The sequence below is a fragment of the Mucilaginibacter sp. Mucisp73 genome, assembly GCF_059491465.1.
The window spans coordinates 6,078,129-6,095,309 of record NZ_CP168507.1 but is presented as its reverse complement, the minus strand read 5'-3'; the positions used below and the strand labels follow the sequence as shown (position 1 = coordinate 6,095,309).

The 17,181-nt window shown below is 42.3% G+C and carries 13 protein-coding genes; 9 read left to right on the top strand and 4 right to left on the bottom strand.

Going from position 1 to position 17,181, the window contains the following annotated elements:
• Window positions 1–62 precede the first annotated feature (62 nt).
• The 5 genes from ACEN82_RS25225 (at window position 63) to ACEN82_RS25205 (ending at window position 8,915) form a co-directional block, all read left to right on the top strand.
• The gene (locus ACEN82_RS25225; RefSeq protein ID WP_413320956.1) at window positions 63–2,315 is read left to right on the top strand and encodes a transglycosylase domain-containing protein; all 2,253 of its coding nucleotides are present in this window, start codon (window positions 63–65) and stop codon (window positions 2,313–2,315) included.
• A gap of 627 nt (window positions 2,316–2,942) precedes the next feature.
• Complete coding sequence (locus tag ACEN82_RS25220; RefSeq protein WP_413320957.1) at window positions 2,943–4,820, top strand: glycoside hydrolase family 30 beta sandwich domain-containing protein; 1,878 nt, start codon at window positions 2,943–2,945, stop codon at window positions 4,818–4,820.
• Window positions 4,821–4,861: 41 nt separating this feature from the next.
• A complete protein-coding gene (locus tag ACEN82_RS25215) occupies window positions 4,862–6,094 on the top strand; it encodes a family 16 glycosylhydrolase (RefSeq protein ID WP_495644035.1) in 1,233 nt (410 codons plus the stop codon).
• A 65-nt stretch (window positions 6,095–6,159) separates the two neighbouring features.
• Window positions 6,160–7,053 (top strand): hypothetical protein, encoded by an 894-nt coding sequence (locus tag ACEN82_RS25210; RefSeq protein WP_413320959.1) that lies wholly within the window; start codon window positions 6,160–6,162, stop codon window positions 7,051–7,053.
• A gap of 368 nt (window positions 7,054–7,421) precedes the next feature.
• A complete protein-coding gene (locus ACEN82_RS25205) occupies window positions 7,422–8,915 on the top strand; it encodes an MAC/perforin domain-containing protein (RefSeq protein WP_188833763.1) in 1,494 nt (497 codons plus the stop codon).
• A gap of 107 nt (window positions 8,916–9,022) precedes the next feature.
• On the opposite strand, the gene ACEN82_RS25200 is transcribed toward ACEN82_RS25205, so the two are convergent.
• From ACEN82_RS25200 to ACEN82_RS25185, 4 genes are all read right to left on the bottom strand, one after another.
• Window positions 9,023–9,853, bottom strand: coding sequence for an MlaD family protein (locus ACEN82_RS25200; protein ID WP_413320960.1), 831 nt, complete (start codon window positions 9,851–9,853; stop codon window positions 9,023–9,025).
• A complete protein-coding gene (locus ACEN82_RS25195; protein WP_413320961.1) occupies window positions 9,850–10,641 on the bottom strand; it encodes an ABC transporter ATP-binding protein in 792 nt (263 codons plus the stop codon). The genes ACEN82_RS25200 and ACEN82_RS25195 overlap by 4 nt, the downstream gene beginning before the upstream one ends.
• A 1-nt stretch (window position 10,642) precedes the next feature.
• Window positions 10,643–11,422 (bottom strand): MlaE family ABC transporter permease, encoded by a 780-nt coding sequence (locus tag ACEN82_RS25190; protein WP_090532750.1) that lies wholly within the window; start codon window positions 11,420–11,422, stop codon window positions 10,643–10,645.
• 98 nt (window positions 11,423–11,520) lie between these two features.
• Window positions 11,521–12,231 (bottom strand): pirin family protein, encoded by a 711-nt coding sequence (locus tag ACEN82_RS25185; protein WP_413320962.1) that lies wholly within the window; start codon window positions 12,229–12,231, stop codon window positions 11,521–11,523.
• Window positions 12,232–12,314: 83 nt separating this feature from the next.
• Here ACEN82_RS25185 and ACEN82_RS25180 point away from each other — a divergent pair, with 83 nt between their 5' ends.
• The 4 genes from ACEN82_RS25180 (at window position 12,315) to mnmG (ending at window position 17,143) form a co-directional block, all read left to right on the top strand.
• On the top strand, window positions 12,315–12,968 hold the full coding sequence (locus ACEN82_RS25180; protein WP_413320963.1) for an oxidoreductase: 654 nt from the start codon (window positions 12,315–12,317) through the stop codon (window positions 12,966–12,968).
• Window positions 12,968–14,833 carry an ABC-F family ATP-binding cassette domain-containing protein gene (locus ACEN82_RS25175; protein ID WP_413320964.1) on the top strand — a complete coding sequence of 622 codons (1,866 nt, stop codon included), beginning with the start codon at window positions 12,968–12,970 and terminating at the stop codon, window positions 14,831–14,833. Before ACEN82_RS25180 ends, ACEN82_RS25175 begins: the two co-directional genes overlap by 1 nt.
• Window positions 14,833–15,078, top strand: a complete 246-nt coding sequence (locus ACEN82_RS25170) for a CBU_0592 family membrane protein (RefSeq protein WP_413320965.1) — start codon at window positions 14,833–14,835, stop codon at window positions 15,076–15,078. The genes ACEN82_RS25175 and ACEN82_RS25170 overlap by 1 nt, the downstream gene beginning before the upstream one ends.
• A 202-nt stretch (window positions 15,079–15,280) precedes the next feature.
• Window positions 15,281–17,143, top strand: a complete 1,863-nt coding sequence (gene mnmG / locus ACEN82_RS25165) for a tRNA uridine-5-carboxymethylaminomethyl(34) synthesis enzyme MnmG (protein WP_413320966.1) — start codon at window positions 15,281–15,283, stop codon at window positions 17,141–17,143.
• Window positions 17,144–17,181: the final 38 nt, after the last annotated feature.

Genomic DNA, 17,181 nt, shown 5'->3' with positions numbered 1-17,181 from the left:
ATTTGCAAAAACAACCGTTTGCAGGGGATAAGATTTAGTTTAGTTTTGGATAAAATTAACAAATGAAGCGCCTTAATCCTAAATATATACGCATAGCCGCATACATTCTCGTTCCCTTAATTCTTATTCTGCTAATCGGCGGATATGTTGCCTACTCAAAACGTGGAGCCCTGCTCGAAAAAGCCATTGACAAAGCTAAATTAAAAGCAAAGAGGGATTATAATTTAGATGTAAAAATAGGATCGGCTAAGTTTACGGGCCTCAGCACCGTTTCATTCTCGGATATCAGTATCGTACCGGATGGCCGCGATAGCTTATTGAACATCAAAAACTTTGTGGTAAGTGTACGGATAATGCCGCTGGTGCTTGGTGAGGTAAAACTATCAGATGTGGTATTGCAGGATGGCTTCATTAGCCTTGTTAATAAAAACGGCGTTAAGAATTTCGATTTCCTTTTCAAAAAGAAAAAGGACTCAACAGCTACAGACACCAAAGCCGATTTGAGCCATCTTGCCGATAACCTGATCAACCAGCTGCTTTATAAGATCCCGGATAACTTATCGCTCCATAATTTCAGGATCAGTTTTAAGAGCGACAGCGATCAACTTAAACTTTTAGCGCAAACAGCACTGATCAAAGACGGGCAACTGAGCTCAACCATAAAGGTTAATGACGGGGAAGCCACCTGGCATTTCGCCGGCAAAATGCATCCGTCCGATAAGGATATCGACGTAATGCTTTATGCCGATGGCAAAAAAGTAGAGCTGCCTATCATCGAAAAGAAATTTAACCTGAAGCTTAATTTTGATACGCTGCAAACCAAACTTACAGAGGAGGATCACAGTAGCGGGGAAACCAGGATCTCGGGTTCATGGTCGGTTAAAAACCTGCTTATTCGCCATCCGGGCATTTCGTCTACTGATATTGTATTACCCGCGGCTGCTATTGATGCCGATGTTAAAGTAGGCACTAATTATATATCTATTGATAGTACTTCGCTTATCCATATTAAAAAATTAACGGCGCACCCATACGTTAAGTACACACTTAACCCGGTAAAAATTTATGAGCTGAAGCTCAATACCGGCTGGCTTAATGCGGCTGATATTTTCGATTCGTTTCCTACGGGGATGTTTGATGCCCTTGACGGGATCCAGGTTGCCGGCAAGCTGAATTACCACATGAATTTTTACATGGATTCTTCAAAGCCCGACGATTTGATATTTGACTCGGGCATGGATAAAGATAACTTCCGGATCCTGAAATTTGGACGCACCGATTTAACCAAGCTTAACAGCCCCTTTGTATATACACCATATGAAAAGGGCAAACCAATGGCCCCGCACCTGATAGGCCCCGAAAACCCGGAGTTTACGCCGCTGCAGCAGATCTCACCCAATTTGAGAAACGCGGTAATGACAGCTGAAGATCCATCTTTTTACACCAATCATGGCTTTGTAATGGAGGCCATCCGTAAATCAATAGCTACCGATTTTAAAACAAAGAAATATAAACGCGGCGGCAGTGGTATATCACAGCAGCTGGTTAAAAACGCCTACCTGAGCCGGGAGAAAACCCTGTCGCGCAAAATAGAAGAGATCCTGATTGTATGGCTTATTGAAAATAACCGCATCATGACCAAAGACAGGATGCTGGAGGTTTACTTTAACATTATTGAATGGGGCCGTAACATTTACGGTATTGGCGAGGCTTCGCATTATTACTTTGGTAAATCGCCGTCTGAACTTAGTTTGGGAGAAAGTATTTACCTGGCCAGCATTGTCCCCTACCCTAAAGGCGGTTTATACGCCTTTCAGCCTGATGGCACCTTACGACCGGGACTGCATGGCTACTTTAACCTGATTGGTAAACTGATGGCTATGAAGGGTTATACCGCCCGGGATACCAATGCTTACGGATTTTACGAAGTGCGGTTAAGGGAAGGCCTGCGCCGCCAGATTGCCCCTGTTGATACTGCTACAGCCGATAGCCTTATGAAACAAGGCGGAGCAGATGACGATGGTATTTTACCAGTTGTTGAAGAGCCTGTAAAAAGGCCTAACTTTTTCCAGCGCCTTTTTGGTAAAAAAGATACCACCGAGGAAAAGGCCGAGGAAAAATTGAAACAAAAAGAACAAACGATAAAGGAGCAGATCAAAGCCCAGATAGAAGCACTTAAAGCCGAATATAAACTCAAGATTGACGCTGTTGATACCACCGGCGGCCGGACACGAAAAGAAGTACGGCAGGAAAAACGGCGGCTGAAGGATGAAGAACGGGAAAAGGAAAAAGAACTGAAAGATAAGATGCCGTAACTGAGCGTAAACGAGACGCGAAAATGGACATTCTGCTTGGCAGAATGTCCATTTTCGCGTCTTCCCCTTTTTGAAGCAAGTCTTGTGCGGCTGGCATGAGGGACGATGACTTGCGCTTTCTGGAAAAAGTTAAATTAATACGATACCTCAACCTCCAATTGTATCGTCCTAAAAAAGTTTACAAATCTATTCGCGTCTAAATATATCTGCGCATATATAGCCTATAGTTATACACCCTTCTTTTTTCCTTAAAATTAATTGCGAAGTAAGCGTATCACAAAAAAAATTTCATCGCAACAGAAACGTTGCACAGGCCATTTAAACTAATTTTTGTCCTTTTTAACACTGCGATGCAAGCGTATTAAATAATTCATAATACACTATAAATCAATTAATTATGAACATTTTTCTTGATTGATCCGTTTAAATTACTGTAGATTTGTAATGCCAATTTTAAGCTACACATAGACCTTCTTCATGGAAAACAGTATCGGTCGGGCGTATTTGCCCTGAGCAATACTTTGATATACTTAAGCAACAGTTAAATATTGTTACAAATATTGAATTGTTGCATAGGGGTTTATGTGATATTTTTTTGAATATCAAATCAACTAAATAAACAACTCAATGAAAATCAATTGCCAATTAAAGCGGTTTGCAGTCCTCGCCCTGTTCTCCGCCGCTGCTTTTTGCTCCTGTAAAAAGAATGTGAACAACAACGACGCACCCAATCAAAAAACAAGCGGCACTATAGCGCGGGCCGCTAACGAAGTAGTGAATGCCTGGGTTACTACTGCCGATCAATCAAAGCTTTTACAGGCACAAGCCAGCTTTAATTTTAGTGCCGATGCCGGTACTAATGCAACAACTATTACAGTAGACGAAAACCAAACCTACCAGGGAATAGACGGTTTCGGCTTTACTTTAACCGGGGGCAGTGCCGGACTACTTAACGGCCTTGGCGCCAACCAAACCAATGTGCTTAACGAGCTTTTCGGCACAGCTAACGGCCAGATCGGGATCAGCTATATCCGGATCAGCATCGGTGCCTCCGATCTTAGCTCAAGCGATTTCACCTACAACCAAACCGCCGGCGATTTTAACATGAACAACTTCAGTATCAGCGCCGAAAACCAGGACCTGCTACCGATCCTGAAAAAGATCATCGCCATAAACCCATCTATCAAAATTATAGCTACCCCATGGACAGCCCCTACCTGGATGAAGGTAAACACCACCGGCAATAACGGCTATACCGGCGGCAGCCTCAATACAGCAGCAGGTTATTATGACGCCTATGCCCGCTATTTTGTAAAATACCTGCAGGCCATGCAGGCCCAGGGAATTACCATTGATGCCATTACCCCTCAAAATGAACCGCTTAACCCATACAACAACCCAAGTATGGTAATGCAGCCGGATGAGCAGGCCAATTTTATTAAAAACAACCTCGGCCCGCAAATCAGGGCGGCAGGCTTTCAAACCAAGATCATTGCCTACGACCACAACACCGACAGGATTGATTATCCCGAAACCGTGTTAGCTGATGGCGGTGCCAATCCCTATGTTGACGGATCAGCGTTTCACCTGTATGCGGGCAATATCAGCTCACTAACTGATGTACACAACGCCTATCCCAACAAAAACGTTTATTTCACCGAGCAATGGGTTGGCGCACCAAGCAATTTTGGCGGCGATCTGTCATGGCATGTTAACACGCTCATTATTGGTGCTACCCGCAACTGGAGCCGCAATGTTTTGGAATGGAACCTGGCCTCCGACCCAAACAACAATCCGCATACACCGGGCGGCTGCAGTACCTGTTTGGGAGGTATCACTGTTAGCGGTACTTCTATTACCCGAAATGTTGGTTATTACATTATCGGTCATGCATCGCGGTTTGTACGCCCGGGCGCTGTGCGGATTTCTTCCAATTTATCGGGCAGTATCCAAAACGTGGCCTTCAAAAATTCTGACGGCAGCAAAGTACTCATCGCCCTTAATAATGGCTCATCAAGCGTAAGCTTTAAAGTTAAATGGGGCGCGGAATCTTTTACTTACACGTTAGCCGCCGGCGCTGTAGCAACCTTTAAATGGACCGGCACCCAAAGTTCAGCATCAGGCCCGCCCATAGGTTCAGTCATCACCCTTAAAGGCTTTAATAACCTGTACGTAAGCAGCGAAAACGGCACGCAGGCCATGAATTGCAACCGGTCTACCGCCTCAGCATGGGAACAATTTACCGTGGTTGATGCCGGTGGAGGCAAAATAGCCTTGATGGCCATGAATAAATACGTATCCTCAGAAAACGGGACACAGGCCATAACCTGCAACCGCACAACTTTTGGCGACTGGGAAAAATTTGACTGGATCCCCACAACCGATGGCAAGGTTACCCTCCGCGGCAATAACGGCAAATTTATATCCAGCGAGAACGGTACACAACCCATGACCTGCACCCGTGCAACGGCGTCAGGCTGGGAGGCTTTTGGTGTAAACCAGTAATTACCTGCAAAACCAATTAATTATTCACCAATACTATCATTATGAAACAACTTTTAAATTTTGCGAAGAGTGCCGCTACTGCATCGGCATTAATGCTTTTAATTTCGTCCTGCAGCAAGGACTTGAACAGACCATCACCTTCCATTAAAACAAACGATGAAAAAACAGGCAGTTCAAGCACCACACCAAGAGCAGGCACATTGCTTTGGAGCGACGAATTTAACGGCACCAGCGTTAACACCGCCAACTGGAACATTGATAACGGCAACCCCGGCGTTAATAACGAAAAGGAATATTACCAGTCGGCAAACGCCACGGTATCAGGCGGTTTCCTTACCATTACTGCCCGCAAGCAATCCGTTGGAGGCCAGCCTTATACATCGGCCAAACTGACTACAGCAGGTAAATTCCAGCCTACCTATGGTCGTATTGAGGCAAGCATTAAGCTGCCGGCAGTACAAGGTACATGGCCCGCCTTCTGGATGCTGGGCGCAAACATCGGTACTGTAAACTGGCCGCAATGCGGCGAAATTGACATTATGGAGCAGGTAAACACCTCCAATACCATCTTGGGCACTATGCATTGGTACAACAACGGCGGCCACGTACAATATGGCGGCAGTACCACCACAACGCCAACAGGTTTCCATACCTACGCGGTTGAGTGGGATACCAATTCTATTCGCTGGTATGTGGACAATACGCTGTATGTAACCGGTAATATTGCCAATAATATCAACAATACCGGCGCATTTCATAATCCGTTCTTTATTATCCTTAACCTCGCCATCGGCGGAGATTTGCCGGGTAACACCATCAATGATAGTGCATTGCCTTGCAACATGGTGGTTGATTATGTACGGGTTTATGACCTGTCGGGCACCAGTACAAACCCTCCTATTGGTCAAACTATCACTTTAAAAGGTTTTAATAACCAATATGTTAGCAGCGAAAATGGCACACAAGCCATGAATTGTAACCGTGCTACTGCATCAGCATGGGAGCAATTTACTGTAGTTGATGCCGGGGGCGGTAAAGTTGCTCTTCAGGCAATGGGTAAATACGTATCAAGCGAAAACGGTACACAAGCCATTACCTGTAACCGTACTACTATAGGCGACTGGGAAAAATTTGACTGGGTGCCTACCACCGATGGTAAGGTTACCTTCAGGGGCAACAACGGCAAATTTATTTCCAGCGAAAACGGTACACAACCCATGACGTGTAACCGTGCAACAGCATCGGGCTGGGAGGCTTTTGGCGTAAACCAATAATTTAAAATGATATATTTAGCCTGCTCTTTTTAAAAGGGCAGGCTTACTTGCTATATAAACCTGCCATGAAAAAATTTACCGGCTTTTGCTTTCTGTGGTTAATAATAGGCCTGCGTACATTATATGCCCAATCGGGCAGAAACAAATTGGAGTTTAATCTTACCGATGGCTATCAGCGCGAGAATTTTCACTGGTCGATAGCTGGCAATAGCAATGGTCAAAGCCCCAATGTTTTTTCGGAGCTGAAATGGACAAAGCTGAGCGGGCAAAGTGTTGAAGCCTCATTACAATATAATGTATATCAACGATTTAACATTTATGCAGATTACGCCTGGCAGTTTATCACCTCGGGCTCGGTAAATGATTCGGACTATAGCACCGATAACCGTACCGGTAATACCTATAATGAAACATTTGATGCTGGCAAGGGGAGCACACAGGGTTGGGCGCTTGGTGCAGGTTACAAATTAGTTGATAATGAACAATTTAGCTTTATACCTTATGCAGGATACAGCGATAACCGGCAGTCCCTTTATTTATATGGTAGTGGTAACCGCTTTCCGAACTTGAACAGCAGCTACCAAACTAAATGGAAAGGCGTATTCATTAAAGCCATTGCATCTTTAAAACTTACTGAAAAACTGAAGTTTAATGCCGCTATCACCTATAACCAGGTCGGTTATAATGCCCTGGGCAACTGGAACCTCATTACCTCTTTTCAACACCCGGTTAGCTACCGGCACCATGCCAACGGATATGGGTTAAATATGAACGGCGCATTAGCTTATTCAATCACAAATCATATAGCCATTCAGGCTGGTGGCGGATACCTGCACTGGCAAACAGGTAATGGTACCGATGAGCTTTATCTCAATAGCGGCGAGGTGGATAAAACACAGATGAACGGGGCGTACAGAAATGGCTTTAGGGTGTTTGGGGGAATAACATTCAATTTATAAGTGTTCCACGTGGCACATTGAAGCGATGACCAATTGGGATAGTCATTTAATTTGAACAGCCTATATCCCGTCCTTAAGTGAGGCACTTACAAGGGAGTAATTTTCGAAGATGATATCAACGCCAACCGGATTAGCATTAAATTATAAAATATTTTCCAAAAAAGTTTTCTTTCAATCGAGCATAAACCATAAGAAATTATAAATATAAAATATTTACAGTCAAATATTTATGAATAAAAACCCGCAATTCTATTCTTAAAAAGAGGCATATTCATCAATAATTAATCAAGGATTAAATATATTATTAACTATTGTGAAATATGAATTTTATAATATAAGTTTGCGCCAACTTAAACATTATAATAAATATGAAAAAAAACCTAAATCTCAAGCTGTTAATTACCTGCTCTGCGATTGCGATCACTTCAACCTTCACCAGCTGCAAGAAAAACGATTTTAGCCTTAATCAATCCACTAAACCTAAAAAACTAACAACTCAATCAGCAGGTGATCCCCTATATGATTTGTTGGGTTTTGGCTACGATGTGACCGGTGAATATGCAAGTTCAAACTCAACCACCTATCAGGTTGTAGATATTGCAAAAATTGCACAGGCAGAATCAAACAGGGTCGTGACCGACTTAAATGTTACACAATACTCAGAATCTCATTCGGGTTCAACTGCAGAAGATTATTCACAAAACCTTTCGTATTCTACTGGTGCATCCTTAACAGTGGGCGCATTTAGTGGTACAGTTAGTGAAAAGTTTCATGAATTCAGTTCCTTATCTTCGAAGTATTCATATGCAGACGCCTCATTAATAATCAGACAAAAACGGCTAAGATTTGATGCTCCATTAAGCCTGATAAAGTCAACTTATTTAACTCCTGTATTTAAATCTGATGTGAATAGCATGACTCCTCAGCAGCTTGTTACTAAGTATGGTACACACGTTTTAACAGATATTATTTTAGGTGCTAAATTGAGTTTATATTATCGTTCTCAAACCACCATTAAAGACAGAGCCTTGTCTGTAAAAGCAGGTGCAGAAGCTAAAGGTTTATTTGGAATTTTTGGAGCATCTACTAATATATCTTACCAAGATTCGCTGATAAATTCAAATTTTGATCAAACAATATATTATGAAACAGTCGGAGGCGATGGTACTAAGGGGCTATTCGGCGAAATTGTGCTGGATAATTCAGCTCCAAAAATCAGCATAGCAAACTGGCAAAGTAGCTGTACTCGAGAAAATGCTGCTTTTATTCAATTGGGTAACAGTGCAACAAACATAATTCTGTTATCCGATCTTATTGATGATCCTGCTAAAAGTACTGCGGTTAAAAACTATATTGACCAATATTTAGCAAACAAACATGTTCATTTATCAAATACGCTGGCAACCGTTAAGTCGAACGCATTTTACAATGTGTATTTAAGATTAAATGGTACAAATTACGTTTCGAGCACCTCTGGTAGCGGTACTGTCAATTGTCAGTTCACTGCCGCACCTTTTGAAAAAATGTTGTTTGCAAAACAAAGTGACGGAACTTACACTATTGAATCAAATGCATTTGCTGGCTTGTTCTTAAGAATGGATGGCTCAGGTGTACCAACCGGCCCTCAGGGTGGAGGCATTGTAAATCTTCAAAATTCAGTTGGTCCGTATGAAAAATTCAATGTAATAAAACAGAGTGATGGTACATATGTTATCCAATCAGTGGCCTTTCCTGGCACTTACTTAAGAATGGACGGTACAGGCGTTACTTCCGTTTTGGCAAACGGTGGCGGAAAAATTAATTGCACGAAACAAGCCCCTGGTCCGTGGGAAAAGTTTGTTATAAAACCAGATTTATACTAATTCTCTATTTGGAAACTACTTAAAATTCAATTCCTAATAAAAAGGCGGCATTAGAGAAATCTTTAATGACGCCTTTTTTATTAAAACTTAACTGCCTTTCTATATCATCAATTACCATCCTTCTGCTTATCAGCAGCTTCCTTAGCTGCTTTTTCCTTTTGCTTTTGGGCTTCTTTCGCTGCTTTTTCCTTATCCTCTTTAATCTTCTCCTGGGCTTTTTTAATGCTGTCCTGCCTTTGTTGTTCACGCTTCTTCTTCTTGTTAAAGAAACCTCTTAACAAAAAGTTATGCTGGGCCGCGGTAAGGTCCTCATTAAGCGTATTGGTTGTAGTATGGACTGTTTTGATAGTAGTACGGGCCTGTTTAACAGTGCCTTCCAGGTCGCGCGCCATTTTGTCGCTGTTCAACAGGCGGCCAATACTGCCCTGCCCATTATTAATCTTGGCGACTATGCCGGTTAAATTTTCGGTTAATGATTCGGCGTTATCGGCCACGCGGGTAAGTTTATTAATGATCTTGTCTACGTCGACCGGGTTTATCGAACTTAAACGGCCGCCATCTTCAATCTCCTCGTGGCTAACAATACCGCCGGGTGCAATTACCACCAGCTTATCCCCCATCAAACCATCACTGCCTATGCTCAGCTTCGAATCTTTTTTTATAAACTTTTTAACTCTTTTATTCAGTGTAAGGTCCACCCGTACCGAGCTATCGGTCACGATATTAATAGATTGTACCACTCCCACATTAATACCCGCAAAGCGTACATTATTACCTACCTGCAGGCCGCTCACATTTTTAAACCGTCCATAAACATGAAAGGTAGAATTGAACAGGCTTTTTTGGTTACCTATTAAAAAAATAGCTACCAACAGCACTGCCAATCCTAAAAAGGTGAACAGGCCTATTTTTATTTTTTGAGATGATGTGGTTTTCATGCTGATACGTTAAAAAATGATCTGACCATTTCGTTGTCTGATTTTTCGAGCTCTTTGTACGAGCCCTCGGCTATATATTTACCATCATCCATTACCAGGATCCGGTCGGCCGTAATGCGGGCACATTCCATGTCGTGGGTAATGATGACAGATGATATTTCATACTTCCGTTGCAGCCGGTTAATCAGTTCACTGATCTCGCGGGATGTTATGGGATCAAGCCCGGTAGTGGGCTCGTCATACAACATAATTTCGGGGTTAACGATCAGTGTACGGGCCAGTCCTACCCTTTTCCGCATCCCGCCCGACAGATCTGACGGCATTTTATCTATGGCATCGAGCAAACCAACTGCATCCAGTACACCTTCAACCTTTTTATTAATTTCTTTCTGGTCTTTGAGCTTCAATACCCTGGTAAGCGGAAACTCCAGGTTATCCCTTACCGTCATGGAATCATACAAGGCACCGCCCTGAAAAAGGAAGCCTATCTTTATCCTAAGCTGTTTAAGCTCATCATCGTCCATCGTGGTAATATCTTCACCAAATACTTCCAGGCTGCCGCCATCGGGCTGTAACATACCTACAACGCACTGAATAGTAACCGATTTTCCCTGCCCTGATTTCCCCAGTACAACGATATTTTCACCCTTTTTTAAGTCAAAACTGATATCCTTAAGCACCTGCTTTTTACCAAAGGATTTTTTGATCCCCTTAGCGCGGATCACCACTTCTTTTTTTTGAGCTGATAGTTCCTTTTCGGCTTCAGTATGTTGGTTTGCTTCTTTCATCTCATTTATAAAATAACAAACTGGTGATCTGAACGGCTATCGCATCAATAATAAAAATCCACAAGGAGGCAGTTACCACGGCCGAGTTTGCAGCTATGCCTACACTTTCAGTGCCTTTATCAGAGTGATAACCTTTATAACATCCCACAAAACCAACCGCAAACCCAAAAAGCACCGTTTTGGCAACTGCAGGCAGCAGATCCGAAAAATCGAGCGAGGCTATACATTTATTGAAATAGAGGGAAAAACTAATGCTATCGGTGAAGTTGAGCGCCAGGAAACCACCAAAAAGCCCAATAGCATCGCCAATAACGGTTAATAGCGGAATCATAAAGCTGGTTGCCAGTATGCGCGTTACCACCAGGTATTGGACGGGGTTTGCACCTGATACTTCCATGGCATCAATCTGTTCGGTAACTTTCATACTGCCCAGCTCGGCACCAATACTCGATGCTATTTTGCCGGCACAGATAATAGCCGTAATAACAGGCCCAATTTCGCGCACAAGGGCTACCGACAATGTTTTGGGCAACATGCTTTCGGCGCCGAGATCTACCAGCGAAGGCCTGAGCTGCAAAATAAGCACCAGGCCCATAATAAAGGAGGTAATGCCCACCAGCATCATAGACCGGTAGCCTATTTCATAGCATTGCCTTACAAACTCCGACCATTCAAAGCCGCCGGTAAATATATTGCGGAAAAAACGTGAGAAGAACACCACATAGTCGCCTATGCCTTCCAGCCATTTCCTCCATCCGCTTAGTTCCTGCTGTGCTTCCATCAGTGAATCTTAAATAATTGTAAACAACAACAAAGCAATGCTCAATTGTTTTCGAACTTTCAATAATATTCACTTTATGGATTCAGGCTAAATACTGATTATGACATCGGTACGTCAATGATCAGGAAACGGGAGGGCTCTTCGGTTATAATTGTAAGTGAACTTGTATCATAAACGCCCAGCGCATCTTTTTTGTTTAAAACCTGGCTGTTTATTTTAGCCGCTCCATCCAACACAAACACGTAAGCGCCATTGCCTTTTGTTTTAATATCATAATTTATTGTTTGCCCCGCCTCAAACTCACCCATCGAAAATGTGGCATCCTGGTTTACCCAAAGGGTGTTTTCGCTTTTTTGCGGCGAGATCAATGTGGTTAGCTCGTTCAATTTAAAACGGTCTTTAAAACTCATCTGATCGTAACGGGGCTGGATATTTCTTTCTTTCGGAAAAAGCCAGATCTGCAGGGTATTTGCTTCCTCTGTATGCGAGGCATTATACTCTGAGTGGTATACACCGGTACCTGCCGACATTACCTGTACCTCACCCGCATTAACTACCCCGACATTGCCCATACTATCTTTATGCTGTAACCCTCCTTTTAAAGGAATGGTGATAATTTCCATATTATCATGCGGATGGCTTCCAAAACCGCGGCCCGCAGCAATAATATCATCATTCAAAACGCGCAGCGCTCCGAAATTCATTTTTTTGGGATTATAATAAGATGCAAAACTGAAGGAAAAATTGGCCTTTAGCCAGCCTATATCGTTATGTCCCCGTTCTGATTCGGGATAAAATATTGTTTTCATGTTATTATATAACTATATGTTTAAACACACAATATTTATTCCACAATTTAATTATGCGTATTTTTGCGAAAAATCAATAAGTAATGGCAAAAAAAGCTGTTATTGCAGGCTCAAGCGGACTTATTGGCAGTCATCTCCTGCAAATTTTATTGGAACAAGCCTATTACGATGAAGTGTTGATCCTGGTAAGAAAAAAATTACCCCTTCAACATCATAAATTAAAGCAGCTTGTTATTGACTTTGAACACCTCGAAACATACAAAAACGAGCTGAATGGGTACGCTTTGTTCTGCTGTTTAGGATCAACTAAAAAGAAAACGCCTGATTTGGCTGTATATCGCAAGATAGATCATGATTATCCGTTATTACTGGCGCAATTAGCCATGCAAAACGGGCTTGAACAATATCATTTGGTATCCTCCATTGGAGCCGATATAAATGGTGTTAATTTTTATACGAAAACTAAAGGAGAAACTGAAGCTGATATCACAGCTACGGGTATCCCCGCTATTCATATTTACAGGCCATCTTTTTTAGCCGGCGACAGGCAGGAAAGCCGACCAATGGAAAAATTTTTAAACGGCTTAATGAAAGTTATAAATCCATTGCTTTTTGGAAGCTGGAAAAAATACCGAAGCATTGATGCCTCAACCGTTGCCATGGCCATGTATCTACAATCAACAAAACAAACGACTGGTGTATTTATATACGAGTCGGATAAAATAAAACAACTATAGTGAGTACTTATCTTTCTGCCGAGAACCTTGGCCATCAATTTCATGACAACTGGTTATTTAAAAATGTAACCATAGGTATTAACCGCGGCCGTAAGGTTGCGCTTGTAGGCGTTAATGGTGCCGGCAAATCTACCCTTCTAAAAATATTGGGCGGTACTATAAAACCTACCGAGGGTAAAGTGGTGCAAGCCCGCGACCTTAACATGGGTTACCTTGAGCAGGACCCAAACTTTAAAAACGCGGTTACCATCAGCGATTATATTTTTCATGCCGATGATGTGCAGCAGCAGCTCATCCGCAGGTATGAGGAACTGATGGAGAACGACCCTGAAAATACTAAGGCCATTGAAAAGGTAATGGAAGAGATGAGCGAGGTTGATGCCTGGGAGTATGAGTACAAAATCAAAACTATTTTAGGCCGGTTAGATATCCACCACCTCAATCAGCATATCACTACCCTATCGGGCGGGCAAAAGAAACGTTTAGCTTTAGCTAAGCTGCTTATTGAAGACCCGGAAGTTTATATACTGGATGAGCCTACCAACCACCTGGATATTGATACGATAGAATGGCTGGAAAAATTATTAACGGAAGGCAACAAAACCATATTGATGGTTACGCACGACAGGTATTTCCTGGATAATGTATGTAACGAGATCCTGGAGATCGATCGTGGCAAGATCCAGCCTTACAATGGCAGCTACGGTTATTACCTTGAAAAGAAAGCAGAACGTGAAGCAGCGGATGAAGCAGCATTTCAAAAAAACTCCAACCTGCTAAGGAAAGAGTTGGAATGGATGCGCCGCCAGCCCCAGGCCCGTGGTACCAAATCAAAAGCCCGCATTGATGCTTATTACGAGTTGGAAGAAAAAACCAAAAATGGTGGTATCCGCGATAAGGTTGAACTAAGTGTTAAAACATCGCGCCAGGGTAATAAGATCATGGAAATGGATCACCTGTACAAATCATTCAACGGTAACACTTATATCAATAATTTCAGTTATATATTTAAAAAAGGCGATCGGATTGGTTTGGCCGGTAAAAATGGCAGCGGTAAATCGACCTTATTAAATATCATCACAGGCGCTTTACAACCCGATCAAGGAACTGTAGTTAAAGGAGAAACCACGGTAATAGGGTATTTCCACCAGGCAGGTATTACTTTTAAGGAAGATGAGCGTGTAATTGATATCGTAAAAAACGTTGCGGAGTTTATCACCATGGCCGATGGTAAAACCATTTCAGCCTCTGCTTTGCTTACCTTGTTTCTCTTCCCTCCTGCCAAGCAATACGGGTTTATATCCAAACTAAGCGGTGGTGAAAAGAAACGCTTGCAGCTAATGAGCATCCTGATGAAGAACCCGAACTTCCTGATACTGGATGAGCCCACCAACGATTTGGACATAGACACCTTAAATGTATTGGAAGAGTTTTTAACCAACTACGGCGGCGTATTGATGATGGTATCGCACGATAGGTATTTGTTGGATAAACTAACCGACCAGCTTTTCATTATGGAGGAGAAAGGCCATGTACGCATCTTTAATGGAAACTACTCATCGTACAGGCTTGAATTGGAAGAGGCAAAACAACAAGCTAAAAAACCTGCTCCTGCAGTGCAAACACAAGCACCTGCAGCTAAAAAGAGCAAACTAAGCTTTAAAGAAGCTAAAGAACTTGAAAGCATAGAAGGTGAGATCAATACTATCGAAGCAAGCATTAAGGATAAGAGTGATCAACTGAACGCTTCGGGCATCGACCCTAAAAAGCTTGATGATTTATTAAAGCAAATAGATATTTTAAATAAACAACTGGACGATAAAAGCGCCCGTTGGATGGAATTAATTGAATTAAACGAGGGATAATGAAAACATCGGATATAATAGCAACAACGGGTGTTATCATCCTTTTGATAGCTTTTTTATTGAATTTGGCGGGTAAACTATCGGCTCAAAACAAGATTTATAGCCTAATGAACTTTATTGGAGCGGGCACATGTGGTTATGCTTCGTATATGATCAACTTCTACCCTTTTGTGGTATTAGAAAGTATTTGGGCATTTGTAGCTTTAATATCATTATTCAGGGTTCCACGTGGAACATCTGTTTAATTGAGATAATTTTGCAGTTTATTCTGAAGCATAATTTGCAAGTCTAAAGCTTCAATAATAATATAATAACAAAGACGTTCCGTGGGGAATGCCTTTGAAAGTCAAAAGTTCCAAACTTTAAGTCAAATTACTATTTAACTTAAGAATTAGAACTCCGACTCAAGACTTTAAAGAAAAGTTCCACGTGGAACAAGGAGGATACATGTTTAAGAAATATAATGTAATAGTAGTAGGTGCCGGGCATGCAGGTTGTGAAGCTACCGCTGCTGCTGCTAACTTAGGTTCGTCAGTTTTACTGATAACTATGAATATGGGTACCATTGCACAGATGAGTTGTAACCCCGCAATGGGCGGAGTTGCCAAGGGACAAATAGTGCGGGAGATAGATGCTTTGGGTGGATATTCGGGCATTATAACTGATAAAACATCTATCCAGTTCAGGATGCTTAACCAATCAAAAGGCCCCGCAATGTGGAGCCCGCGTGCTCAAAGCGACCGTATGCGGTTTGCTGAAGAGTGGCGTTTATCATTAGAACGCACCCCTAACGTTGACTTCTGGCAGGACACGGTCACCTCTCTCCTGGTAAAAAACAATACTGTTACAGGTGTACGCACCTCTATCGGTATCGAAATTGAAGCGGACGCTGTTGTATTAACTAATGGAACCTTCCTGAATGGTGTGATCCATATAGGCGAAAAAAGATTTGGTGGTGGACGTACAGGTGAAAAAGCAGCTACAGGTTTAACCGAGCAATTGGTTGAATTAGGCTTTGAAGCAGGTAGAATGAAGACCGGTACCCCACCCCGTGTTGACGGTCGCAGTTTAAACTATAGCTTGATGGAAGAGCAATGGGGCGATCCCGTAAGAGGCAAATTTTCCTTTACCGACGTACCATTTATAGAAGAACAACGTTGCTGCTGGATCACCTATACCAATACCGATGTACACGAAACATTGAAAGAAGGCTTTGAAAGATCACCCATGTTTACCGGTCGGATCAAAGGTTTAGGTCCCCGTTATTGCCCTTCAATTGAAGATAAAATTAACAGGTTTGCCGAGCGCGATCGCCACCAGATTTTTGTTGAACCGGAAGGTTTAAATACTGTTGAGATCTACGTAAATGGTTTCTCCACCTCCTTACCTGAGGATGTACAATACAAAGCACTCACCAAGATTCCGGGTTTTGAGAACGCTAAAATGTTCAGGCCGGGTTATGCCATTGAGTACGATTTCTTCCCTCCTACACAATTAGGTTTAACCTTAGAAACTAAACAGATCAGCAACCTATACTTCGCCGGCCAGATCAATGGCACGACTGGTTATGAAGAGGCAGCCTCACAAGGCTTCATTGCGGGCATCAATGCGCATCAAAAAATTAATGATAAACATGAATTGATCCTGAAAAGAGCAGAATCATACATTGGTGTTTTGATAGACGATTTGGTAACCAAAGGTACCGAGGAGCCATACAGAATGTTTACCTCAAGAGCCGAACACCGGTTGTTATTGCGCCAGGATAATGCAGACATCAGGCTCTCGCCAATGGGGCATGAATTGGGATTGATTAGTGATGAGCGCTTGGAAAAAGTAAATCAAAAGATTAAAAACTCTGATGATATTGTGGCTTATACCAAAAACAAGTCCATCGATCCATCAACAATTAACACCCTGATGGAGGAGTTGGGTACGAGTCCGCTTGCACAAAGCACCAAACTATTCAATTTGTTGAGCCGCCCACAGGTAACCTTTAATGATCTTAAAACTGCCGACGCTCCTTTAGCCGAGTTACTTTCGGCCTATGATAAAGAAACTATTGAGCAGGCTGAAATAAAAATCAAATATGAGAGTTATTTCATCAAGGAAATGGAGATAGTTGACCGGATGAAAAAAATGGAAGACCGCGAGATCAATCCAAATTTTGATTATCACACTTTGGTATCGCTCTCCAAAGAAGCACGCGAAAAATTGATGAGGATAAAACCACGCACTTTAGGCCAGGCTTCAAGAATTTCGGGCGTTTCACCCTCGGATATTTCAGTTTTGATGGTTCATGTATCTAGATAAAACGTAAATATCTGATAATTAATTAATTATAAAAAGTC